Source organism: Alphaproteobacteria bacterium PA2 (assembly GCA_002256425.1).
Classification (GTDB): Bacteria; Pseudomonadota; Alphaproteobacteria; order Caulobacterales; family Caulobacteraceae; genus Phenylobacterium.
Map to the genome: position 1 here is coordinate 1,837,586 of NKIZ01000001.1, position 22,554 is coordinate 1,860,139.

The following is a 22,554-nucleotide window of genomic DNA, read 5'->3' on the forward strand; positions in this document are numbered from 1 at the left end:
CGACGCAAGGGGGGACTCGCAAGGTTGACGAACGTCACAGGGGTCGCACTCCTGAGGCCCGTTGTCGAGGCGGCCTAGAGCGGCAGCCTGACCCGTGCTGTCAGTCCGCCCTCGGACCTGTTCTCGAGTTCAACTTCACCCCCGTGTGCGCGGGCGACGGAGCGAACCACTGCAAGGCCCAGGCCGATCCCGCCTGTATCTCGATTGCGGGAAGGCTCCCTGCGGTAGAAGGGCTCAAAGACCCGCTCGCGCTCATCGTCCGGAATGCCCGGTCCATCGTCCCGGATTTCGATGACAGCGAAGCCGTCCAGTCCAAGGACGCGCACCTCGACCCCGCCGCCGAATTTCACGGCATTCTCCAGGAGGTTGGTGAACAGTCGCCGCAGGGCCACCGCGTCACCGTTCAGAACAACGCGGTCGCGATCTGTCAGCGTAACCTGAGCGCCCGTTTCAGACATTTCATCGCAAAGGCTCTCGACCAGGGTCGAGATTTCCAGAGGGGATCTTTCACCGGCGTGGCTGGCGTCGCGGACAAAGGTCATGGCGGCGGAGATCATCTGGTCCATCTCATCGATGTCCTTGGCCATCTTCCGGCGAAGATCTTCGGGCGCGGACTCGATACGGAATTTCAGGCGTGTCAGGGGAGTCCTCAGATCATGCGCGATGGCCCCTACCATGGCGGTCCTGTCCTCGACGTATCGTTGGAGCCTGCTTTGCATGTCGTTGAAGGCCACGGCTGCGACCTTGATTTCCGAGGCTCCTGTCAGGGACAGAGAGATTGGTGTGGACTGTGGATCGCGTCCAAGGCGCTCAGCCGCTTCGGAGAACAGCTGGTAGGGCCTGGCCATCCGCCTTGCGACTATCCAGGCCAGGGGCGCCATGGCCAGGGCTGTAATCAGGAACCAGAGCACCAGTCTTTGCTGCCAGGCCTCGAGGCCGAAGACAGGGGCAGGCTTGACCACTCGCCACTGTCCATCGGCTTGCTGGACGCTGACGGCGAAGGGGGCGACCAGGAACAGTTCCTCGTGGCGCGCGCCCTGTCGCGCCAGCTGGTCGCGGACAATGCGGAGCACACGACGGTCAGCGAAGGGGCTTCTGTCCCCTGTGATCCGGACCCTGTTGTCATCTATTTCCAGGGATCCGGCTATCGCCCTGCGAAGGGACCGGGCGTTACGTCCTTCCATTGGAGGATTGGGCGGTGAAGGCGCCATACGCACCTCGAGCGGGCGCCGTTCAGCGAAGGGCGGCGGCAGTCCGCGATAGACCTGAACCACCTCGGTGATGCGATAGAAGTCGGGCGAGGGCGGAGGAAGGTTGAAAATCAGCAGGAGGTTCACGGCCTGGGCTGCGATCAGACTGATGCTGATCAGAGTCAGAATCTGGGCGAAGATGGAGCCTGAGGGGCGCGCCAGGCGCTGCGCCAAGCCACTGCCGGACCGGGCGGGACTCAAAGCTTTCTCACCTTGGCCGTAAACATGTAGCCCTCATTGCGGATGGTACGAATGAGGTTCTGACCAGCTGCGCCCTCGTCCAGCTTCCGTCTCAGGCGGCTGATCTGCACATCGATCGCCCGGTCAAAGGAGTCAGAGTCCGGCCCCCTGGCCATATCCAGCAATTGATCCCGGGTCAGGACGCGTTGCGCGCGTTCGACAAAGGATCTCAGGAGCGCAAACTCACCCGATGAGAGGTGAACCATGACTCCATCGGGGGTCCGCAGTTCGCGCCGGACCAGATCAAGGCGCCACCCGGCGAATTCGCAGCCGGGGCCCACCGACCGTTCCGAACCCCGCATTTCAGCACGACGCAGGACCGCTCTAACCCGGGCGAGCAGTTCCCGCGGATTGCAGGGCTTGGGGAGATAGTCGTCGGCCCCCAGTTCGAGACCGACGATCCGGTCAGTGTCTTCCCCCATGGCGGACAGCATGATGATCGGTGGCGCATCCGGGCCGCTGAGACGGCGGCATATGGCCAGGCCATCCTCTCCCGGCAACATGACGTCGAGAACAATCAGGTCTGCCGGCCCCATGGCCAGGGCAGAGTCCATCTCGCGGGAGTTTCCGGCAGTCCGGACATCGTAGCCGTGCTGGCCAAGGAATTCAGAGACCACGTCGCAGATTCCAGGGTCGTCATCGACCATCAGAATGCGCGCAGCCATGGGTTCTGTTGGCGGGGTCATGACGTCCCGTTTAGCTGAGCCTTGCGACCGCCAAATTTCAGGCCGGACAAAAATCAGTCCGCCAGGACCTCATCGGCGACAAAGGGGTTGGTCTTCCGCTCCTGGCCAAAGGTGGACATGGGGCCATGTCCCGGAACGAAGGCGACATCGGAACCCAGAGGCCAGAGCTTTTCGGTTATGGCCCGGATCAGATCCCCATGATTGCCTCTCGGAAAGTCTGTCCGGCCGATGGAGCCCTGGAAAAGGACATCGCCAACCTGTGCAAAGCGCGCCTCGCGGTGGAAGAAGACGACGTGGCCCGGCGTATGGCCCGGGCAGTGGATGACCTCGAACTCCGTCTCGCCCAGGGTCACGACATCACCATCCTGCAGCCATCGGTCGGGTGTGAAGGTACGCGCTTCCGGCATGCCGTACTGTTTTCCTGAGTCCGATATCCGGTCGATCCAGAACTGGTCATCCGGATGGGGCCCTTCGATCGGGCACCCGGTCAGGTCTTTCAGTTGGGCTGTGCCACCCGCATGGTCCATGTGACCGTGGGTGATCCAGATCTTCTCAAGGGTCAGGCCATGGGTCGCCAGGGCCTCCATCAACCGGGGCACTTCTCCGCCCGGATCTATGATCGCCGCCTTCAGGGTCTTGGCGCACCAGACAATGGTGCAGTTCTGCTGCAGCGGCGTGACAGGGGCGATGAGGGCCCGGATGGGGAGGTCTGGATTTGCCATGTGTCTAACATCGGTCCTTTGCAGGCGATTGAAAAGAGCCGGTTGTCTTCCTTGTCTGGCGAGTGGCCTTGGCGGATCTGCAGTCGGCGGCTAGACCCTGCCCATGCTTCCCATTGAGGACGTCATCCCCCAATTGCAGGCCGCCCTTGCGGGCTCGACCTGTGCGGTGCTGGTTGCGCCCCCCGGGGCGGGCAAGACGACTGTGGCGCCGCTCAGATTGCTGGACGAGCCCTGGTTGTCCGGGCGCAAGATCCTGATGCTGGAACCCCGTCGTCTCGCGGCTCGCATGGCGGCTGAGCGGATGTCTGCAACCCTTGGCGAGCCGGTAGGCGAGACGGTTGGTTACCGGGTCCGCCTGCAGAGTCGTGTCTCAGCCCGGACCCGGATCGAAGTGGTCACCGAAGGCGTGTTCAGTCGCATGATCCTGGATGATCCCAGCCTTGAAGGGGTTGGCGCCGTCCTGTTCGACGAGTTCCATGAGCGCAGCCTTGATGCCGACCTTGGCCTGGCCCTGGCCCGGGACGCCCAGCTTGTCCTTCGCGATGATCTCAGGATACTGGTCATGTCCGCGACCCTGGATGGCGCAGCGGTAGGGCGTTTGCTCGGGGACGCACCGCTTGTGGAGAGCCAGGGGCGGGCCTTTCCGGTTGAGACCCGGTACCTTGGCCGAAGCGATGGCCTTGAGGATCATGTGGTTCGCGCGGTTGAACGGGCCCTGGCGGCCGAAGTCGGCAGTCTCCTGGTTTTCCTCCCGGGTCAGGCCGAGATCCGCCGAACAGAAGAACGGCTGCGCGACAGGATCAGGTCTGCCGACGTGATCATTGCACCGCTTTACGGCGCCATGGATGCTGCAGCCCAGGATCACGCTGTTTCGCCTGCAAGGCCCGGGACCCGCAAGGTTGTGCTGGCCACCTCCATTGCTGAAACCAGCCTGACAATTGAGGGCGTCCGTGTCGTGATCGACTCCGGACTGGCAAGGGTTCCGCGTTTTGATCCGGCATCCGGACTGACCCGCCTGGCCACGGTCAGGGTCAGCCGCGCCGCAGCTGACCAGCGTCGGGGCCGGGCCGGCCGAACCGAGCCCGGAGTCTGCTACAGGCTTTGGGATGAAGCGGAAACCAGGGCGCTTGCAGCTTTTGCCGCCCCGGAAATCCAGGAAGCCGATCTGACGGGCCTGGCCCTTGATCTGGCGCGATGGGGGGTAAAGGACGCCTCGGGTCTTGCCTTTCTGGATCCACCGCCTTCGGCTGCCTTCACAGAGGCGCGTAGTCTTCTGCAGCGACTTGGAGCCCTGACAGAGGCGGGCGTCATGACGGGACACGGTGAAGCCATTGCCGCTTTTCCCCTGACGCCACGGCTGGCCCACATGGTCCTGAAGGCCGCTGAGCATGGGCAATCCGACCTGGGCGCGGAGATAGCGGCGCTGGTTTCGGAGCCTGCCCTGGGCGGAAGGGAGACGAGCCTGATCCACAGGCTGGAAGCGTTCCGGCGTGATCGTAGTCCACGCGCCAAGGACAGCCGTGCGCTGGCGGCCCGGTGGGCGAAGCAGGCCGGGCGGAAGGGATCATCCCCCCAGCTCTCGGAAGGCCTTCTGCTTGCGCTCGCCTATCCAGAGCGGGTGGCCAAGGCGCGGGGACCCATGGGTGAGTTCCAGCTGGCCAACGGTCGGGGCGCCTATCTGGACGCGACCGAGGTCCTGGCCCGGGAGCCCTGGCTGGCCATTGCGGAATTGGGCGGCGGAGATCGGCGCGACCGGATCCGCCTCGCGGCATCGGTTGATCCGTCAGAAATCGAGGTCCTCTTCGCTGATCAGATCGAGTCCGAGGTCCGGCTGGAGGAGTCTGGCGGGGGGAGGTTGCGCGGGGTGAGGGTCCGTCGCTTGGGGCGGTTGATTCTGGATCAGCAGATCGATGAAAACCCGGATCCGGTGCTGGTTGCGGAGGCCCTTGTGGACCGGGTGCGGCGGGATGGGATCGCAAGTCTGAAATGGGGGGAGGGGGCAATGATCCTCCGCCACCGGATCGCCTTCCTGCAGGAACTTGGTGAAGTCGATTGGCCAGATTTCTCGGATCAGGGGCTCATCGCCAGTCTCGGGGAATGGCTTGCGCCGCTGGTTTCGGGCCTGCGCAGCCTGAAGGATCTCAGGTCCGCAGATCTGGAAGCTGCCCTGAAGGCTCAGATTCCCTGGGATCGATTGAACGCCCTTGAGAAGGCCCTTCCGGCGCGGTGGACTGCCCCGACCGGGAACAGCTTCGCCATCGACTATGGCGCAGATGGCGGGCCGCGGGTGGAAGTCCGGGTGCAGGAAACCTTCGGGCTGAGCCAGCATCCTGCAATTGCCGGCGGTCGGGTTCCTCTCACGCTTGCCCTGTTGTCACCGGCGCATCGGCCTATCCAGACCACAAAGGATCTTCCTGGATTCTGGGCTGGCTCGTGGAAGGATGTACGCTCTGAGATGCGTGGGCGATATCCCAAGCATGTCTGGCCAGAGGATCCGGCTTCCGCCACGCCGACTGCGAGAGCCAAGCCGCGAGGGACCTGATCGGCCTTCAGGCCGTGGCGGCGTAGATCATGACGCCGGTCGCCACCGAAAGATTGAGGCTGTCAGCCCGCCCGCGCATCGGGATCTTCACATTGACGTCGCAGAGCGCCGCAAGGTCGGGGGTCAGCCCCTGCTGCTCATTCCCCATCAGGATCAACGAGGGTCTGACGTATTTTGCTGTGCTGTGGGTGACCGTGGCTGTCAGGAGGGTGCCGATGACGGATCCTGGCCATGACTTGCGCCACTCGGAGAAGGTCGCCTCAGAGGCCCTTACGATGGGAACCGCGAAGACGGAGCCCATGGTCGCCCGCACGGCTTCCACCGAATAGGGATCGCAACATTCGCCGACCAGGATGACCGCACCACAGCCGGCGGCGTCTGCGGTCCGGATGATTGTGCCGAGATTTCCGGGATCCCTCACCCGGTGCAGGGCGACGAAGGCCAATGCGCTGGCAGGGACCAGGTCATTGAGATCGGTGAAGACCTGCCGGAAAACGCCGACGACCGCCTGGGGATTATCCCGGCGCGAGACCTTGGCAAGAATGTCCTGTGTGACCTCGATCACCTCTCCACCGCCTGATCTGGCTGCGGATATGGCGCGGTGAAGCAGGGGATGGCCCTGGGCTTCCTGGCCATACATGAGGATCTGCGGGGCATGCCCCAGCTCGACCGCCTCGGTAATGATCTTCAGGCCCTCGGCGACAAACAGGCCGGTTTCGTCCCGGTCCTTGCGCAGGTGCAGGGCGCGCACGGCCTTGACCGTGGGATTGGTCAGGGAGGTGACCGTTCGAGCGCTCATGACGTCCAGCGGGCGTAGAAGCTCATGCCGATCTCGCGGGTTCCATCGTCCTGTGTGAGGGCAAGCTCGCCCCACTCGATGGCGCCGCCACGGTCAGCCAGCTTGTCAGAGAGCAGGCCCGCCAGAGCCGCTCCTGAAATGCGCTCGGCATAGGCGTTGAGCAGCAGGAATGAGGCAGTGTCGGATAGCAGTTCGGCGCAAAGCCCCGCCAGTTCCGGCAGGTTCTCGAAGAGCTTCCAGATTTCTCCATCAGGCCCTCGACCGTATTTCGGCGGATCCAGAATGATCCCGTCATAGCGGTTGCCGCGGCGTACCTCCCTCTGGACATACCTGCGAGCGTCTTCGCAGATCCAGCGGATGGGGCGGTCGTCCAGCCCGGACAGGGTGGCGTTTTCCCGCGCCCAGCCAATGGCCTTTTTCGAAGCATCCACGTGGGTCACAGCCGCCCCTGCAGCGGCGCAGACAAGGCTGGCTACCCCTGTATAGCCGAACAGGTTCAGGACGCGCGGCTGCCCCTTGAAGGCGCGGACCTTCCCATCCAGCCAGGCCCAGTTCGCAGCCTGTTCCGGGAAAAACGCCAGGTGCCGGAAGGCGGTGAAACGACCTTTGTAGCGAACATCTCCCCAGGCCATGGGCCACGTGTCCCTGGGCTGGGCCTTGAATCGCCACCGTCCTGCATCTTCCTCGTCGGTGGGGTCAAAGACGGCGTCCGCCTTTTCCCAGATCTCGGCCGGGAGTTTGGGCGCCCAGAGACATTGCGGTTCTGGCCGCACGACACTGTAGGGGCCATAACGCTCGAGCTTGCGGCCGTTACCACTGTCCATGAGGGCATAGTCCCCCCAGCCGGTCGTGCGCATGACGCCCGGCTTGTCGGCGACGGCGGGATGAAGCTTGGTCATCTGCGGCAGTTACGAGGGGCTGGCGTGATTGTCCAGATCACGGTTCGCCGGGCTCCCTGCCGTCAGATCATGAAGTCGCCTCCGCCAACCTCTTGTGCAGGCGGGTCATCGAGTGGCCTAGTAGGACGCCTTGAGGTGCAATTCTGGCGGTTGTCGGATACCTGTCTAAGGGACGCCGCCGATCCGGGGAGACAAAATGCAGGAATGGATCTTGCCAGCGCTCCTTGGGCTCGGGCTGGCGGCGGCGACGGGGCTGCGCACCTTCATGCCGCTGCTCATGCTCTGCATTGTGGCGCGACTTGGATGGTTCGGCGTGGACCTGAACCCGCAATTTGCCTGGCTTGGTTCAACAGGGGCATTGGTCGCCCTTTGCGTCGCCACAGTAGTGGAAGTCATTGCCGACAAGGTTCCTGTGGTCGACCACGCCCTGAGCGCTATGGGAACACTCACCCGTCCCTTGGCCGGGGCCCTGGCGGCCGGGGCGGTATTTGGCCATGCCGATCCCGGGATCGCAGCCATTGCAGGGCTGGTGATCGGCGTTCCGACTGCTCTCGCATTCCATGCGGCGCAATCCAGCACTCGCCTGGTCAGTACCGCGACGACGGCTGGACTGGGTAATCCGGTCCTGTCGGTTCTTGAGGATGTCGGCTCCGTCGTGATCGCGGGTCTGGCCTTCGTCGCACCACTGATCGGGGCGGTGATCGTCAGCCTGATCCTGATCCTGGGGATGTTGCGCCTCCGGCCGAGGTCTGGTCCGACGGATTAGGAAGGGCCGCTTGCGTCGGAGGCAGAATTGTCATCCTGTCACATAACAGGGGTGGAAAGGCTGGAAGTGACGGAACTTGCGACAATGCGCCGTTCGGCGCGCAAGCCGAAGGGCGATGGACATCTGAGGCGCGCCGAAATCCTGGAGGCCGCCGAGCGGATCTTTGTGGCCAATGGCTATGAAGGCGCCACCATCCGCAAGATCGCCGATGAGGTGGGTGTTTCCTCGACCGCGCTTTACATGCACTTCCCCGACAAGGGCTGCATTCTTCTGGAAATCTCCGAGCGGACCATCCGGCAATTGCTGGAGCGCAATGCTGAAATCGCCGCCATGCCTGTGGATGCCGCCCGCCGGGTGGAGCTCATGCTGGAGTCCTACATGGCTTGGGGGCTGGAGCACCCAAACGCCTACATGCTTGTCTTCTGTAGCGTCACCCCGGTTTCAGATGTGCTTGGCGACAGCCTCGCCGAGATTTCCGCACGTTGTTACGACATCTTTTCCGGAGGGGTCCGTGAGCTCGGTCTTCAGGGGCGGCTCAAGACCGGTGACGCAGACTCCGTTGCCCAGACCCTCTGGGCTGCGACCCATGGCGTGGTGGCGCTCTTGATAACCCGTCCGGATTTCGAATGGGCGCCAAAGGCCGAACTGATGCGGGTAACCCTGCACGGCCTCATGCAGGGCCTGATCGAACCCGTCTAGGGCGGATTGGGAATGGGCGTATTGGCGCCGCCGATTGGCAGGGCCGCCGCCGTTGCCGTCACAGGGCTATAACTGTAGGCGCCGCGTTTCAGATCAGCCGAAAGTGTCAGCGGCCCGCTGCCATTGTTCAAACGGGCGCGGTAGACCTGCATCCCTTCCATCACGCGCATGACGTAGTTCCGCGTTTCCGAGAAGGGAATGCACTCGATGAAATCAATGGGATCGGTTCCGCCGCCGCGCGGATCGCCGCAGAAGGCCGTCCATGACGTCGGGCGACCCGGACCGGCATTGTAGCCCGCGATGGCCATGACATAGGACCCGCTGAAGGTGCTGACCAGTCCGCCCAGGAAGGTGGATCCGAGCCGCATATTGTAGTCAGGTTCGTAGAGCCGATCGACGGAATAGCTGACCCCGGTCTTGCGTGCGACGGCGGCTGCGGTTGCTGGCATGAGTTGCATCATGCCCCTGGCGCCCACGCCCGATCGCGCCATCGGATCGAAACTGCTCTCCTGCCGGGTTATGCCGAGCACAAGCGCAGGTTCGGCCGCATCCATTGTTTCGGGCGGTGTGCGAACCGGATATCCCCGCTCGGGAAGGACAAAGCCCCTCTGGGCGGCTGAGCGAACCACCTTCATGGACGTGTCCTGATCGCCATAGCCGCGGACCAGATCCACCAGCAGGGCCTCTTCCTCTGCCGAAGGGAGGACATCATCCAGGGCCAGAACGAAGGTGCGGAAGAGGTCCCGGTAACCGGACTCCATCAGCAGGCGGGAGGCGCGAACAGTATCGCGGGCTTCAAACCGGGCGCGGTCTGCGCTCTTGATCACCGGGTCCCGACCCAGATCCAGCCTGGTCAGTCCCGCTTTTTCCGCGGCCAACTGGCCATAGAAGGTGCTGTTGTATCGGGCGCCAGCCTCATAGAAGGGCTGAGCGGCGTCCATTCCGGCCAGGGCTTCAACCGCTCGGCCCCGCCAGTAGAGGGCCCGTCCGCGCGTGATGGGTGAAGAGCCGATGCGCTCCAGGGCCTTGAAATGCTCTTCTGCTACAGCGGGTTTTCGCAGGCGGGTAAGGGCGATCCAGCCAGCGTAGAACTCGGCCTCGGCGGCGTCAGCGCCGCTGGTCAGGCCTGAATTGGCCGCCGCATCGTAGGCGCCCTGACTGTCCCCCGCCTTGAGGGCGGAGAGGGTCAGTTGGTACCGCTCATCCCAGACCCTGCTGGCCATTTCAGCGTTCAGGGAATCTGGAGCCGGTCCCGCCAGTTCGGCCCGGGCCTGGGCGTCCTGGCCACGCCGTCGGGCGTAGACGGCGCGTTCGAACCGTAGACCCGGATCCTGGGCAAGCTCTGCCGGCACGGACGCAGCCAGAGAGAGGGCGTCTGGCGTCCCTTGTCTCAGGGCCAGCCTGGCTCGGGCGAGGGCCTGATGATCCGGCGGAAGCAAGGCCACCATGTCCCGCGCCGCCGGGCCCTGCGCGCCGAAGAGCAGGATCTGGGCCCGACGGATGTGATCGTCCTGCGACAGGGCGTCACCAAACCGGGCGAGCATGGTTCTCTGGATCTCGGCCTCGAAGGCTCGGGTGCGCCAGGCGTTTCGGACATTGGCGTTGGCGGCGGCCGCCTGGCCGGTCGCACGCTGAGCCCCGGCGAGAGCCAGAACCCCTTCCGCTGTGGCGGGCTCGCCACCCCCGAACCAGTTGATGATCTGCTGCGAGGTCAGACCAGAGGTTTCGAGCTTACGCTCTGCCGCAGTCTGGCGTTTGCTGGCCCGGGCCCATCCCGCCAGATCCCTGCGGGCCTGGTCCAGTTCGAAGAAGGTCAGCCGTTCAGCATTGTTGTCCACCAGGGACCAGAGGGCGATCTTCCGGGCAATATCGTCTGATATCTGGGGAAGGATTGACCGGACAGCGTCAACATTGCCGGTCCGGGCGCTCTCCAGAGCCTGTTTCAGGCGCTCGGTGTCGTCTGTCGAGATACGGCTGGCATAGCCCGTTGATGGGGTCTGGATGAGTTCGGGCGCCGGCTTGCCCTCTGCACCTGGTGTCTGTGCAGGTTGGGCTTCAGCCATCCCTGCCAGCAAGGCGACGAGGGCGGATGCGAGGACTGAACGGCTGACTTTGAACGACAATCCAGGAACTCCGGAACCCTTGGTGCGGCGCACACACGAAATAACCGACTCAATTGGTTGCGACATAGGGGGCTCGCGCCATATTGTCCGCCCCAATCTTGAGGTCGCAACACTTGACCTCGTCTTCACGGCTTTTTGCAGACCATGTCCAATCCGATCTTCAGGGGCGTCATGCCCGCCCTCGTCACCCCGTTCCGCGAAGGACAGGTCGATGAGGCGGCGTTCGTCAAACTGGTGGAGCGTCAAGTGGTTGGCGGCGTGCACGGGGTGGTTCCGGTTGGAACAACGGGCGAGACCTCGACCCTGAGCCATGATGAGCATCGTCGTGTGGTGGAGCTGTGCGTACAGACGGTGAAGGGCCGCATCCCGGTCATAGCCGGGGCAGGGTCAAACTCGACGGCGGAGGCCATTGAGTTGGCGAGGCATGGCAAGGCGGTCGGAGCCGACGCGGTGCTTGTGGTGACCCCATACTATAACCGCCCCAGTCAGGAGGGGCTTTACGCCCACTATGCGGCCATCAACGACGCCGTTCAGATTCCGATCTTCGTCTACAATGTTCCCAGCCGGACCAGCGTCGACGTTTCCGACGCCACCCTGGCCCGCCTTGCCCTTCTGCCGAACATTGTCGGGATCAAGGACGCTACGGGCGACATGACCCGCGCGACGGTCCAGAGGATTACCTGCGGCGACGACTGGATCATGCTGTCGGGCGATGATCCCACGGCCCTCGGCTATATGGCCCATGGCGGCCAAGGCTGCATTTCCGTAACGGCCAATGTGGTCCCCGACCAATGCGCGGCCTTCTACAATGCGGCGCTGAATGGTGACGCCAAGGCTGCGCTTTACTGGCAGGACCGGTTGGTCCGCCTTCACAAGGCCATGTTCACTGACTCGTCCCCAGCGCCCGCAAAGTACGCTCTGTCCCAGCTTGGCCTGTGCGACGAGGCGGTGCGCCTGCCGCTGGTTTCGGCGTCGGAAGCGTCCCGCGCCGAAGTCAGGGCCGCCCTGCAGGAGGCCGGCGTCCTCTGACGCGGAAATCCTGTGAAGCTCATCGCTGAAAACCGCCGCGCGCGGTACGACTATTTCCTGGAAGAGACCTTTGAGGCGGGCCTGATGCTGACCGGCACCGAGGTCAAATCCCTCCGTGTCGGCCGGGCCAATATCGCTGAGTCCTATGCCTCGGTCGAAGGCCGGGACATTGTCCTGATCAATTCCGACATTCCGCCCTACGGCCAGGCCAACCGGTTCAACCACGAGCCGCGGCGGCACCGGAAACTGCTGCTGCATCGAAAGCAGATCGAGAAGCTGATCGGCGCTGTCCAGCGGGAAGGTCGCACCATCATTCCGACCAAGCTCTACTGGAATGAAAAGGGGCTGGCCAAGCTTGAGCTGGCCCTGGCCAAGGGCAAGCAGAACCACGACAAGCGCCAGGCCACCGCCGACCGTGACTGGCAGAGGGACAAGGCCCGCCTCTTGCGCGACCGGGGTTGATCGCCAAGGGCGATATCGAGGCCATCGAGCGCGCGACCCTGGCGGGGCTGGGCTGCGACCCTGTCGCCGAATCTGCAGGATGGCTCATGCCCATGGTTCCAGCCCCCATGGGCCGGGCCAAGAGCGCCGTTCCGACCCGGCATGATCGGAGCATCCACCCAGGTCAGGCAGACGCCATCATCGCGGCCTACAGGACGGCGGGTCTTGATCCCATTTTCCGTATGCCGGATGCAGCAGGGCATGCTCAGACCCGCAATCTTCTGGCAGGCATGGGATTCAGTCCGAGCCTGCGGCCGACCCTGGTCATGGTGGCCGACCTTGATGCGGTCGCCCAACTTACCCAGGCGCCGGCGAACTTCGAGACGGCCCCGGATGAGGGGTGGGGCGCCGTCTTTGCTGGGCCAGGCTTTGACCCTGTGGAGGGACAAGCGCGCGTTCGCGTCCTGGCTTCAGCTAGGAACACCCAGTTTGGCCAGGTGGAGCTGGACGGCCAGGCCGCGGCCGTCGGTGTCGGCAACTTCAATCATGGCTGGGTGTCGATCCACGGCATGCGAACGGCTCAGTCTGCCCGGGGCAGGGGCTATGCTGCCGCCATTCTGGCCGGCCTGGCCAGGATCGGATTGGACCGAGGTTTCACCCGAGCCGTCTTGCAGGTGGAAGAAGGCAATTGGAGCGCCCTCAACCTCTACCGCCGGGCAGGTTTCAGGACCGCCTGGCGCTACGACTACTGGAAGGTCTAGGTCTCGCCTGCATGAAAAAGCGGGTGGAATGACACCACCTGCGCGGGAGAAGGATCGCCGAGGGGACGAACCATATAGTACTCAGCGGGCTCCCCCGGAGGCGCGAGGTCCGCCCTCACTACAAACCCGAAACGCCTGTAGTAAGCCGGATTGCCTGTGAGGATGCAGCCGGCCGCGTCAAGGTCCATGAGCCTTTGAAGACCCGCCTCAATGAGCAGCCTGCCGATCCCCAGACCTTGAACTTCCGGCGCGACCGATACCGGGCCTAGGGCGTACCAACCCGGCGCCCCATCAGCGGAGCTGGCTGGCGAAAAGGCGATGTGGCCGACGACCTCGTTCTCCCGGACGGCGACCAAGGACAGCGTCAGGGCGTCAGCATCCCTCAGGGCGTTGATCAGATCCTGCTCATCGCCAGCAGCAAAGGCCATGGGTGCAAAGGCCCGCTGGGTGAGCTGATAAATGGCGTCATGGTCGCCAGTCTGTTCATCGCGGAGAATTGGCTCAGCCATGGTGATACTACCGCCCAATCGAGCCTAACCTTCGATCAGCTCCCGCGCCCTGCGGAAGACGGCCTCGAACATGTCAGCCGTCAACCGCCCTGTGTTCGTATTGAGCCGTGAGCAGTGATAGCTGTTCAGCACGATGTAGGGGCCGGCCTTGAACTCTGTCCCGTGACCCGGCAGGCCTGCGGATGCCTTGAGCCCAAGTGCCTTGAGCACATTGCGTCTTGAAACGTCCCCCAGGGTGATGATCACCTTCAGGTTTGGCATGGCCTCAAGCCGGGCGGTCAGAAACGGCCGGCAAGCGTTCTCTTCCGAGGTCTCAGGTTTGTTGCCAGGTGGGGCGCAGCGCACCGCGTTGGAAATCATCGCATCGACCAGCTCGATCCCGTCATCGGGTCTCGCATCATAGGTTCCGCGGGCGAAGCCGGTCTTGATCAGGGTCTCGTAGAGCATGACCCCGGCATGGTCTCCGGTGAAGGGTCGGCCTGTCCGGTTCGCGCCTGTCCTGCCCGGGGCCAGGCCCATGACCATGAGCCGGCCATTGGGGTCGCCAAACGAAGGGGCTGGGCCGTTCCACCAGGCAGGGTTAGCGCGCTGGTTCTCCGCCCGGTAGGCCACCAGGCGGGGGCAGCGGGGGCAGTCCCGGGCCGGTTCGGCCTCAGTCTTCGGCATAGGTGTCGGTTTCGCGATCGCTGGAGGTCCGGCTTTCCTGGATGAACCGGGGCAGGCGAGAGGGTCGACCAATCATGTCCGCCAGATCCGCCAGGTCTATGAAATTGTCAGCCTGGCGGCGCAGGTCATCGGAGGCCATGGGGGGCTGGGATTTCACAGTTGAAACCACGGTCACCCGGGCGCCCTTGCGCTGGACGGCCTCAACCAGAACCCGGAAGTCGCCGTCACCAGAGAACAGCAGCAAGTGGTCGGCGTGTTCAGCCATTTCCAGCATGTCGACCGCGATCTCGACATCCATGTCGCCCCGCCACCGCTTGCGCCCCTGGGCGTCGGTAAATTCCCGGGCCGACTTCGTCACCAGACGGAAGCCGTTATAGTCCAGCCAGTCCACCAGGGGGCGGATGGGAGAATATTCCTGATCCTCGACCAGGGCGGTGTAGTAATAGGCCCGGATCAGGACCCCACGCTTGCGGAACTCTTCCAGCAGCTTGCGGTAGTCGATATCGAAACCCAACCCCTTGGCGGCGGAGTACAGGTTGGCTCCGTCGATGAAGAGCGCCAGCTTGTCGGTCGGATAGAATGTCATTGAGGTCGGAAATCCATGATGGGGGCTGGGGCGCATGAACCTGGATGAGGCGGTGATCGTCGCTCTGGGCGGAAATCTGGCCGGCGACTTTGGGTCGCCACAAGCTCTTCTGGAAGCTGCGCTCTCTCGTTTCGCCCAGGCGGGATTGCCTGTGGTGCGCCGGTCGTCCTGGTGGAAATCCGCCGCCTGGCCGGACCCGACCGCCAACGAGTATCGCAATGCCGTTGTGGTTGTCGAGACGCAGCAGGGCCCGGAAGAGACGATTCGAACATTGTTCGGCCTGGAGTCCGAGTTTGGTCGATTGCGAAGCGCCCGAAATGCTCCGCGAACCCTCGATCTGGACCTCATCGCGCACGGTCGAACGCTTCTCGATACAGCAGAGCTGATCCTGCCCCATCCGCGGGCGGCTGAGCGATTCTTCGTAATGGGTCCGCTGGCCGACATTGCGCCGCATTGGCGGCATCCAGTTCTCGGCGAAACCGCTGAAAAACTGGCGCGATCTGCTCCGATCGGTCGTGATTCAGCGCCGATTGCATCGCCGACTGGACCGTGACGATTCCTCTCAGCCGGCTTCGAAAGGGCGCTTGTCGATTGACGGGCGCCCAAGGGAAGGCTAGCCGAACCTGAGCATTAATTCGGGATACGCTTTTGGCCTATCGGCTTGTCATTTTTGACTTCGACGGAACGCTGGCGGACAGCGCCGACTGGTTCATCTCGATGGTGAATCAGGTGGCGGAGAAATTCCGTTTCCGGAAGATCACCGAGGCGGAGATCGAGATGCTCCGCGGGCGATCCTCGCGGGAGGTCGTGGCCTATATGAAGGTGCCCGCCTGGAAGATGCCTTTCATCGCCAGGCACACCCGCAAGCTTGTGGCCGAGAACATTTCCGAAATGAGCCTGTTCCCCGGCGCGGACCAGATGCTGATGAGCCTGGCCGACAAGGGGATCATGATCGCCCTGGTCAGCTCCAACGCCGAAGCCAATGTCCGCAAGATCCTGGGCCCAACCTGCGCCGACCTGATTTCCCACTATGCCTGCGGCGCGTCGATCTTCGGAAAATCGCCCAAGTTCCGGGAAGTCCTGCGGCGGACCAAGGTGGCCAAGTCCGAGGTCATTTCCATCGGCGACGAAACCCGTGACATCGAGGCGGCGACCGATGTGGGTCTGGCGTCCGGAGCCGTGACCTGGGGCTATACCCGCCCCGATATCCTGGCCAACCACAAGCCGACCTATCTTTTGGACACCATGGAACAGGTCATCGAGACCGTCGCCGGCTAGACTTCTCCGCCGGTCAGGGTTTGCGGCGTTGCACAAAGACGCCAAACCCTCTATTTTGTCAGGTTCTATCCGCTTCCCGAGGATTTCATGGCTCGCGTCACCGTCGAAGACTGCATCGAAAAAGTCCCCAACCGTTTCAGCCTCGTGCTGCTGGCGGCGCATCGCGCCCGGGCGATTTCGGCCGGTTCGCAGATCATGGTCGACCGTGACAACGACAAGAACCCCGTGGTCTCCCTGCGGGAAATCGCCGACGACGTGGTCAATTCCGACGACCTGCGGGAAAACCTGATCACCACCCTTCAGCGGGTTGATGAGCGCTCGGAAGCCGAGGAAGAGGCCGAAACCCTCGCCCTGCTGGCCGATCCGACCCACATGCAGATGAGCGAGCTGGAGCTGATCCGCGCCCTGCAGAGCGATCGCGACGGTGGCCAGGAGGAGCGGTACTGAGCCCCGAGGGCGCAGAACCTCTCTCCAGCACGGCGGCGCAAGATCCACCGCACGCCGAACCAACAGACACGCCGGTCCCTGACACCGTCAGACGGCCGCGCATGCTTCGCCAGTATGAGCTGATCGACAAGGTCCGGTCCTATGACCCGACCGCCGATGAGGCCATCCTCAACCGCGCCTATGTCTACGCCATGCGCATGCATGGGGCCCAGAAGCGGGCCTCGGGCGATCCCTATTTCGCCCACCCCATCGAAGTGGCCGGCATCCTCACCGACTACAGGCTGGATACGGCCACCATCGTCACGGCCCTGCTGCACGATGTGATCGAGGACACCCCGGTCACGCCGGATGACATTTCCCATCTGTTCGGCGCTGAAATCACCGAGCTGGTGGAGGGCGTCACCAAGCTGACCAAGCTTGAGCTGAACAGCGAGCACACCAAGCAGGCCGAAAACCTGCGCAAGTTCATACTGGCGATTTCTAGGGATGTGCGGGTGCTGATGGTCAAGCTGGCCGACCGCCTGCACAACATGCGGACCCTGCAGTACATCAAGGCGCCGGCCAAGCGAGAGCGGATCGCCCGGGAAACCCTGGACATCTACGCCCCCCTGGCCCGGTCGATTGGCTGTCACCGGATCTGCACCGAGCTTGAAGAACTGGCCTTCGAGCACCTCAATCCCGTGGCCCGCAACGCCATCTCCCGTCGTCTCGCGGCCCTGCGGACCGAGCAGGGCGGGGCGGTGGACGTGGTCTCCCGGGAAATCACCGCAAGGCTCGAGGCGGCAGGGCTGTCTGCCCGGGTCTTTGGCCGGGAAAAGAACGCCTATTCCATCTGGCGCAAGCTGCAGCGCAAGTCCCTGGGCTTTTCCCAACTGTCCGACATCTACGCCTTCCGGGTGATCGTCAGCACCGAAGAGGAATGCTACCGCGCCCTGGGCGTGGTGCACATGGCCTGGCCGTCGGTGCCGGACCGGTTCAAGGACTATCTCTCAACCCCCAAGCGGAACAATTACCGCTCCCTGCACACCACGGTCGTCGGCCCCAAGGGGCTGCGGATCGAGATGCAGATCCGGACCGAGGACATGGACCGGGTGGCCGAGGACGGCGTGGCGGCCCACTGGCGCTACAAGGACAAGTCCTACGGCTTTGACGCCGACCACCAGGCTGCCGCCGGTGGCCGCGACCCCCTGGTCAATCTGCGACACCTGGTCCAGGTGCTGGAGCACGGCGGCGACGTGGACGAGCTGGTCGAGCACGCCAAGCTGGAAATGTACCTCGACCAGGTCTTCGTCTTCACCCCCAAGGGCAAGTTGGTCAGTCTGCCCAGCGGCGCCATGCCCCTGGACTTCGCCTATGCCGTCCACACCGATGTGGGCGACACCTGCATTGGCGTGAAGATCAATGGCGACCTCAAGCCCCTGCGGACAGTTCTGGTCAATGGCGACGTGATCGAGGTGGTCCGGGGTCCAAAGCCCGTGGTCCCGCCGGACTGGCGCTCGCTGACGGTTACCGGCCGCGCCCGCTCTGCCATCCGCCGACACATCCGCCAGTCGGAAAAGGAAGAGCTGACCCGCCTGGGCCGCGCCACGGTGGACCAGACCTTCGCCCGGGCCGGCAAGTCCCGCAGCCATGTCTCCCTGATCCCGGCCCTTGAGCGCTGGGGCGTCACCACGGAAGACGAAATCTTCGAACTGATCGGTCGCGGCCGGGTTTCCCCAGCCCAAATCCTCGATGTCATCTTCCCGGGGCTGAAGCCCGCCGACCGCGAGGCCGCCACGGCGGTCCGCCGGATCGAGGACGGCAAGGCCGCCAGGCTCTATGTCCGCGGCGGCGGTGTCACCTCAGGGGTCGCCCTGCATTTCGGCGACTGCTGCACCCCGGTGCCCGGCGACCGCATTGTCGGCATTGTCGGTGAAGACAAGACCAGCCTGACCATCCACACCATCGACTGCGCCAACCTCGCCCAATACGAGGACCGCGAGGAGATGTGGCGCGACCTGCAATGGACGCCGGAGGCCGAGCGCAACACGGTCACCCAATCCCGCCTGACAGCCACCATCCGCAACGCCCCTGGCGTTCTGGGACAGGCCTGCACCGTAATTGGCGACGCCGGCGGAAACATCGTCAACCTGCGCATGCACCTGCGCCAGGAAGACTTCTTCGACGTGGACTTCGACGTCGAGGTCAAGGACGCCCGCCACATGACGCACATCGCGGCGGCGCTGAGGGCAAACCCATCGATCGAGACGGTGGATCGGGCCAAGGGGTAGGCGGAGCACTAGCTCCCCGACCGGCTCTTCACATAGGCCCGGGCCCGCTCCTTGCTCTCCACAATGGCATCACGGGTCTCGGTGATCAGGCGGCTGACCAGAGGATCCTTCTGGATGGCTGTCCAGTAGGCCATCAGCTTGGGATGGCGCTGCAGGGGATCGTCCATGTTGAAGGTCGGTGGGGCCCATTCCGTGGTCAGGATCAGTTGGGGCGCCAGGGCGCCGTCGGCCTGGCTGATTGCCTTGCCCACGGCATAGCCTTCCTCGCCGATGAACTGTTCGAGATAGGCCAGGGCGTCGTTGATCTTGCCGAAGGCCCTGTCGATGCCTTCCTGGTCCCAGGTCTTCCGCGGGCGGGCGGAGTAGTCGAACAGGGGGACCATGGCCATGACCAGGTAGAAGTCGCAGATCCGGCTGAGCAGTCGCATGCGGGCCCGGTCAAAGGGGTCGGCGGGGCGCAGGGAGGGTTCGGGATAGGCGTCCTCCAGGTATTCGCAGATCACCTCGCTCTCGGGCATGGCGCGACCGTCATCAAGGACCAGGGCGGGCACCCGGCCGATGGGGTTGATCTTGAGGTATTCTTCCTTGGTCAGGCCGTCATAATGAAAGCCAGGCGGCTGGATGATGTCGGCGGTCAGCCCCTTGGCCATGAGCAGCAGGCGAACCCGGGTCGGAAAGGGGGAGTCATAGGTCTGGAACAGTTTCATGGGGCTCAGGCCTCGGTAGCGATGAAGGTGCGCCGGCCGGAGGGTGTGGCGCAGAAGGGGTCCGTGCAACAGGCGGCGCGACCGGAAGCGATATAGTCGGCGTCATGCCACCAGGGTTGGCTGGCGGCGGCCATGGCGAAGGGTGAAGCGGCCCGGGCTTGCCGTACCGGGGATGAGAAGGGACCGATAAGGCCCGGGATATCAAATACTTCTCCGTTCTTCATCACCCTGTCGACAGCGGCGGCGTCCTCGATCCGCGCCAGGGGATCGCCTCGGCAGATGACCAGGTCTGCGAGGGCGCCCTTGGAGAGATAGCCCAGGGGCTGGTCCAGGAAGTCTCCGGCGGCCCGGGTGGCCGTCCGCAGGGCCTCGACGGGCGTCATGCCATAGCGAACCATGGCCCGCAGGTTCATATGCAGGCTGATCCCGTTGAAATCGATGGGAGAGTCCGTGCCCGTGACCACCTTGCCGCCGGCCTTCAGCATGGCCCGCAGGTGGGCCACATTCCGCTCCAGGGACTCTAGGGCTGGCGCCAGATCACCCTTGGTGGACATGTCGACCCGGGCCTTCAGTCGGGCATACTCCCATGGCGGATAGAGGGCCCTTGTGCGGGGGTCATCCACCAGCGAGCGGTCCTGGGCATAGAGGGCTGCAGAGGAAAACAGGGTGGGCGTGCGCCGGGCGCCGCTGGCGGCGAAGAGGGCTGTCACGTCCTGATAGCTGGCCCCCAGGAAACTCGCGGTGCGCGAATAGCCGAACCGGCTGGTGGCCCCCATGTGCTCCATGCCGTCCAGCCCGAAGGCCAGGGCCGGGTAGTGATAGTGCGAGGTTACTGGCAGGCCGTTGGCGTGGGCCCAGGTCGTCAGATCCCGCTGGGCGTCCAGGGGCAGGCGGACATAGGCCTTGATCAGGTCGTAGCTGAGGGACGAGACCCTTTCGAGCTCCAGAGCCATCTGGCCAGGCTCGGTCACAGGCCGCATGAAGTTGTAATAGATCCGGCCACCGTCAATGGCCTCGCCGGTGGCGAAATAGCGCGGGCCGATCCGGGCGCCGGAATCCAGGGCCTCGCGGTCTTCCACCATATGATAGGCAGGCGAGCCCGGGGAACGGGTTGTTGTCACGCCGAGGGAAAGCCAGAGCCGTCCCTCGCGGTCGCCATAGGCGTAGCCCGCCATCTGCCGGTGGGCGTGCATTTCCACCAGGCCGGGAATGACTGTGGTTCCCGCGGGGGCTTCGACCAGGCGGGCGTCCTTTGGGCCGCGGCCCTTGGGGACGATGTGGGCGATGCGGTTGCCGCTGATGACAATGTCCAGGTCCTTGCGGGCCTCTGCGCCAATGCCGTCCCAGACCCGGGCTGCGCGGACGACAGTCCTGCCCTGGGGCCTGGCATTGGCCCATTTCAGATCGAGGGGCACATCCCTGGGCGGGCCGCCGTCCAGGGAGAGAAGGCGCAGCTTACCGGCTGACAGGTAGAGCAGGGTGTTGGAGTCGCCAGCCCAGCTGGGGGCGTCAGTAACTTCGTTGTTCAGGACCTTGGGACGGCCGATGAAGCCCCCCTGCGGGTCGACCTCCACCACCCAGAGGCGGCTGGCGAAGACATAGGCGAGGCGGGCTCCGTCCGGTGACCAGACCGGGCCGTCATCGCCCCGGACGCCCAGGGACTTGTGGGCCGCATGGGGCTGATAGGTGGTCTTCGATGTGGCGACATCGACAGTCAGGATCTCGCTCAGGCCCTCGCGATAGCGGGCCGAATAGGGTTTGAAGGCGGCCAGGGCGATGGTCTTGCCATCGGCGCTCCAGCTGGGCCGACCTGGCTCCCAGATGGCAGGCAGGATCTGGCGGATCTTGCCGGTGGCGACCTCGGCCGTATGGAGGGCCCCGGTCTGGTCCAGAAAAGCCAGGGTCTTGCCGTTGCGCGACCATGCGGGTGCGAGGGCGGCGCCGGAATGGCGGGTGATCTGGCGGTCCTCGCCGGTCGCCAGGGTGCGTACCCAGACCTGCAGATCGCCGCCGCGGTCGGTGGAATAGGCAAGGGACAGGCCATCGGGCGACCAGGCGGGGTCGCACTTCCAGAACCGGTCCTTTGTCAGAGCCTTGGCCGGGCCGCCCAGAGGCATGATGTAGAGGTCGTTCAAGGCCCGGAAGGCGATCTGGGCGCCATCGGGTGACAGGACCGGACTGCCGATTCCCACTACCGGGCTCGGAACCGTGGAGTCAAAATTCCGGCCACGCTTCCGGTAGAAGGGCCGGGCGACAGGTATCCGGACCTCGAATGGAACAGCCTTCCGGCCAGCCGCACCCTGCCGCTGGATCTGGCCGTCCGCAGCAAAGATCATGTCGCCGTTTGGCAGCCAGGTTGGCCTGAACGGAAAGACGTCAGCACCCTTCACCAAGACGGCATCCGCCGTCCTCAGTTCAGCCTTGCCCTCATCCAGGTGGGTGAAGACCAGTTTCGTGCTCTCAGGGCTGAAGTTTGGGCTGTGAACCTCACCTGAGCTCGCTGTAAAGGCGACCGTCCTGGCGCCGCCCAAGGTCAGGGTCTCGATGCGTCTGCGATCAACCACATAGGCCAGGGTCTTGCCGTCCGGCGACCAGCAGGGTTGACAGGCCTGCCCATCGGCTTCGGCCACCAGCTTCGGCGCGCCTCCGGTGATCGGCATGATGTGAATGGCGTAACGGCCAGTCGCGTCCGCAGCAAAGGCTATGGTTCCGCCATCCGGGGAAACCCGGGGCTCACGACAGTCGAACGGTCCGCTGATCAGTTGTGTCAGCCCTGTGCCATCAGCCTTGACGGACCAGATATGGAAATTGCCGGCCCGATAGGACTGGAAGACCAGGGTCTTTGAGTCAGGCGTCCAGTCGGGCTGGGCGCCGTCGGTCAATTCATCGGTCAGCCTCCTGGCCGGACCGCCTGCAACGGGCAGGGTCCACATCGAACCGTGTAGGTCCATGGCGATGGACTTGCCGTCCGGAGAAGCCGCGACCGCCAGGTTGGTCCCTTCAGTGACGGTCACCATGCGGCTGTTTGTTGCTGCAGCCTCACTCGACCCGGACAGGGCGCTGGCTGCGACAGCGACGCCGCCTATGGTCAGGAGATCGCGACGGTCGACGCCGCCCTTGGCCTTGCGGTTCAT

21 protein-coding genes are annotated in these 22,554 nt (G+C 64.1%); 10 read left to right on the top strand and 11 right to left on the bottom strand.

All coding sequences use genetic code 11. From position 1 onward, the window contains the following. Nucleotides 1–74: 74 nt before the first annotated feature. From CFE28_08780 to CFE28_08790, 3 genes are read right to left on the bottom strand one after another with little or no spacing between them, the layout of a single operon-like run. The gene (locus CFE28_08780) at nt 75–1,412 is read right to left on the bottom strand and encodes a two-component sensor histidine kinase (GenBank protein OYU71632.1); all 1,338 of its coding nucleotides are present in this window, start codon (nt 1,410–1,412) and stop codon (nt 75–77) included. 35 nt (nt 1,413–1,447) lie between these two features. Continuing rightward, nucleotides 1,448–2,176 (bottom strand): DNA-binding response regulator, encoded by a 729-nt coding sequence (locus CFE28_08785; protein OYU70080.1) that lies wholly within the window; start codon nt 2,174–2,176, stop codon nt 1,448–1,450. A 53-nt stretch (nt 2,177–2,229) separates the two neighbouring features. Then, on the bottom strand, nt 2,230–2,898 hold the full coding sequence (locus tag CFE28_08790) for an MBL fold metallo-hydrolase (protein ID OYU70081.1): 669 nt from the start codon (nt 2,896–2,898) through the stop codon (nt 2,230–2,232). Nucleotides 2,899–3,001: 103 nt separating this feature from the next. Between CFE28_08790 and hrpB the strand changes: the two genes are divergently transcribed. After that, nucleotides 3,002–5,440 carry an ATP-dependent helicase HrpB gene (gene hrpB / locus CFE28_08795; protein ID OYU70082.1) on the top strand — a complete coding sequence of 813 codons (2,439 nt, stop codon included), beginning with the start codon at nt 3,002–3,004 and terminating at the stop codon, nt 5,438–5,440. Nucleotides 5,441–5,447: 7 nt separating this feature from the next. Here hrpB and CFE28_08800 read toward each other — a convergent pair whose 3' ends face one another. Together CFE28_08800 and CFE28_08805 are read right to left on the bottom strand one after the other, a co-directional pair. Continuing rightward, nucleotides 5,448–6,239 (bottom strand): RNA methyltransferase, encoded by a 792-nt coding sequence (locus CFE28_08800; protein OYU70083.1) that lies wholly within the window; start codon nt 6,237–6,239, stop codon nt 5,448–5,450. Continuing rightward, nucleotides 6,236–7,138, bottom strand: a complete 903-nt coding sequence (locus CFE28_08805; protein ID OYU70084.1) for an SAM-dependent methyltransferase — start codon at nt 7,136–7,138, stop codon at nt 6,236–6,238. The genes CFE28_08800 and CFE28_08805 overlap by 4 nt, the downstream gene beginning before the upstream one ends. Before the next feature lie 196 nt (nt 7,139–7,334). On the opposite strand from CFE28_08805, the gene CFE28_08810 reads away from it, so the two are divergent. Both CFE28_08810 and CFE28_08815 read left to right on the top strand, forming a co-directional pair. Beyond that, nucleotides 7,335–7,904, top strand: coding sequence for a hypothetical protein (locus CFE28_08810; GenBank protein OYU70085.1), 570 nt, complete (start codon nt 7,335–7,337; stop codon nt 7,902–7,904). A gap of 84 nt (nt 7,905–7,988) precedes the next feature. After that, nucleotides 7,989–8,603 (top strand): TetR family transcriptional regulator, encoded by a 615-nt coding sequence (locus CFE28_08815; protein ID OYU70086.1) that lies wholly within the window; start codon nt 7,989–7,991, stop codon nt 8,601–8,603. On the opposite strand, the gene CFE28_08820 is transcribed toward CFE28_08815, so the two are convergent. Further along, complete coding sequence (locus CFE28_08820; protein OYU71633.1) at nt 8,600–10,666, bottom strand: lytic transglycosylase; 2,067 nt, start codon at nt 10,664–10,666, stop codon at nt 8,600–8,602. The two genes, CFE28_08815 and CFE28_08820, sit on opposite strands and share 4 nt — an antisense overlap. 204 nt (nt 10,667–10,870) lie before the next feature. Between CFE28_08820 and CFE28_08825 the strand changes: the two genes are divergently transcribed. The 3 genes from CFE28_08825 to CFE28_08835 are packed head-to-tail and all read left to right on the top strand — an operon-like array spanning nt 10,871 to nt 12,957. Next, nucleotides 10,871–11,755: a 4-hydroxy-tetrahydrodipicolinate synthase gene (locus CFE28_08825; protein OYU71634.1), complete on the top strand. Its 885-nt coding sequence runs from the start codon at nt 10,871–10,873 to the stop codon at nt 11,753–11,755. Nucleotides 11,756–11,767: 12 nt separating this feature from the next. Then, nucleotides 11,768–12,217, top strand: a complete 450-nt coding sequence (locus CFE28_08830; GenBank protein OYU70087.1) for an SsrA-binding protein — start codon at nt 11,768–11,770, stop codon at nt 12,215–12,217. Continuing rightward, nucleotides 12,214–12,957, top strand: a complete 744-nt coding sequence (locus CFE28_08835) for a GNAT family N-acetyltransferase (GenBank protein ID OYU70088.1) — start codon at nt 12,214–12,216, stop codon at nt 12,955–12,957. Before CFE28_08830 ends, CFE28_08835 begins: the two co-directional genes overlap by 4 nt. On the opposite strand, the gene CFE28_08840 is transcribed toward CFE28_08835, so the two are convergent. Genes CFE28_08840 through CFE28_08850 form a run of 3 tightly spaced genes read right to left on the bottom strand, consistent with a single transcriptional unit; the run spans nt 12,954 to nt 14,718 of the window. Beyond that, the gene (locus CFE28_08840; GenBank protein OYU70089.1) at nt 12,954–13,466 is read right to left on the bottom strand and encodes a GNAT family N-acetyltransferase; all 513 of its coding nucleotides are present in this window, start codon (nt 13,464–13,466) and stop codon (nt 12,954–12,956) included. The genes CFE28_08835 and CFE28_08840 overlap by 4 nt on opposite strands. 24 nt (nt 13,467–13,490) lie before the next feature. After that, nucleotides 13,491–14,132 carry a uracil-DNA glycosylase gene (locus tag CFE28_08845; GenBank protein ID OYU70090.1) on the bottom strand — a complete coding sequence of 214 codons (642 nt, stop codon included), beginning with the start codon at nt 14,130–14,132 and terminating at the stop codon, nt 13,491–13,493. After that, complete coding sequence (locus CFE28_08850) at nt 14,119–14,718, bottom strand: NYN domain-containing protein (protein OYU70091.1); 600 nt, start codon at nt 14,716–14,718, stop codon at nt 14,119–14,121. The genes CFE28_08845 and CFE28_08850 overlap by 14 nt, the downstream gene beginning before the upstream one ends. A gap of 34 nt (nt 14,719–14,752) precedes the next feature. Here CFE28_08850 and folK point away from each other — a divergent pair, with 34 nt between their 5' ends. From folK to CFE28_08870, 4 genes are all read left to right on the top strand, one after another. Then, on the top strand, nt 14,753–15,271 hold the full coding sequence (folK, locus tag CFE28_08855) for a 2-amino-4-hydroxy-6-hydroxymethyldihydropteridine diphosphokinase (protein OYU70092.1): 519 nt from the start codon (nt 14,753–14,755) through the stop codon (nt 15,269–15,271). Nucleotides 15,272–15,351: 80 nt separating this feature from the next. Continuing rightward, on the top strand, nt 15,352–15,996 hold the full coding sequence (locus tag CFE28_08860) for an HAD family hydrolase (GenBank protein ID OYU70093.1): 645 nt from the start codon (nt 15,352–15,354) through the stop codon (nt 15,994–15,996). Nucleotides 15,997–16,083: 87 nt separating this feature from the next. After that, the gene (locus CFE28_08865; GenBank protein ID OYU70094.1) at nt 16,084–16,443 is read left to right on the top strand and encodes a DNA-directed RNA polymerase subunit omega; all 360 of its coding nucleotides are present in this window, start codon (nt 16,084–16,086) and stop codon (nt 16,441–16,443) included. A 101-nt stretch (nt 16,444–16,544) separates the two neighbouring features. Then, nucleotides 16,545–18,713 carry a bifunctional (p)ppGpp synthetase/guanosine-3',5'-bis(diphosphate) 3'-pyrophosphohydrolase gene (locus CFE28_08870; protein OYU70095.1) on the top strand — a complete coding sequence of 723 codons (2,169 nt, stop codon included), beginning with the start codon at nt 16,545–16,547 and terminating at the stop codon, nt 18,711–18,713. An 8-nt stretch (nt 18,714–18,721) separates the two neighbouring features. On the opposite strand, the gene CFE28_08875 is transcribed toward CFE28_08870, so the two are convergent. Both CFE28_08875 and CFE28_08880 read right to left on the bottom strand, forming a co-directional pair. After that, complete coding sequence (locus tag CFE28_08875; GenBank protein ID OYU70096.1) at nt 18,722–19,420, bottom strand: hypothetical protein; 699 nt, start codon at nt 19,418–19,420, stop codon at nt 18,722–18,724. 5 nt (nt 19,421–19,425) lie between these two features. After that, nucleotides 19,426–22,554, bottom strand: a complete 3,129-nt coding sequence (locus CFE28_08880) for an amidohydrolase (protein ID OYU70097.1) — start codon at nt 22,552–22,554, stop codon at nt 19,426–19,428.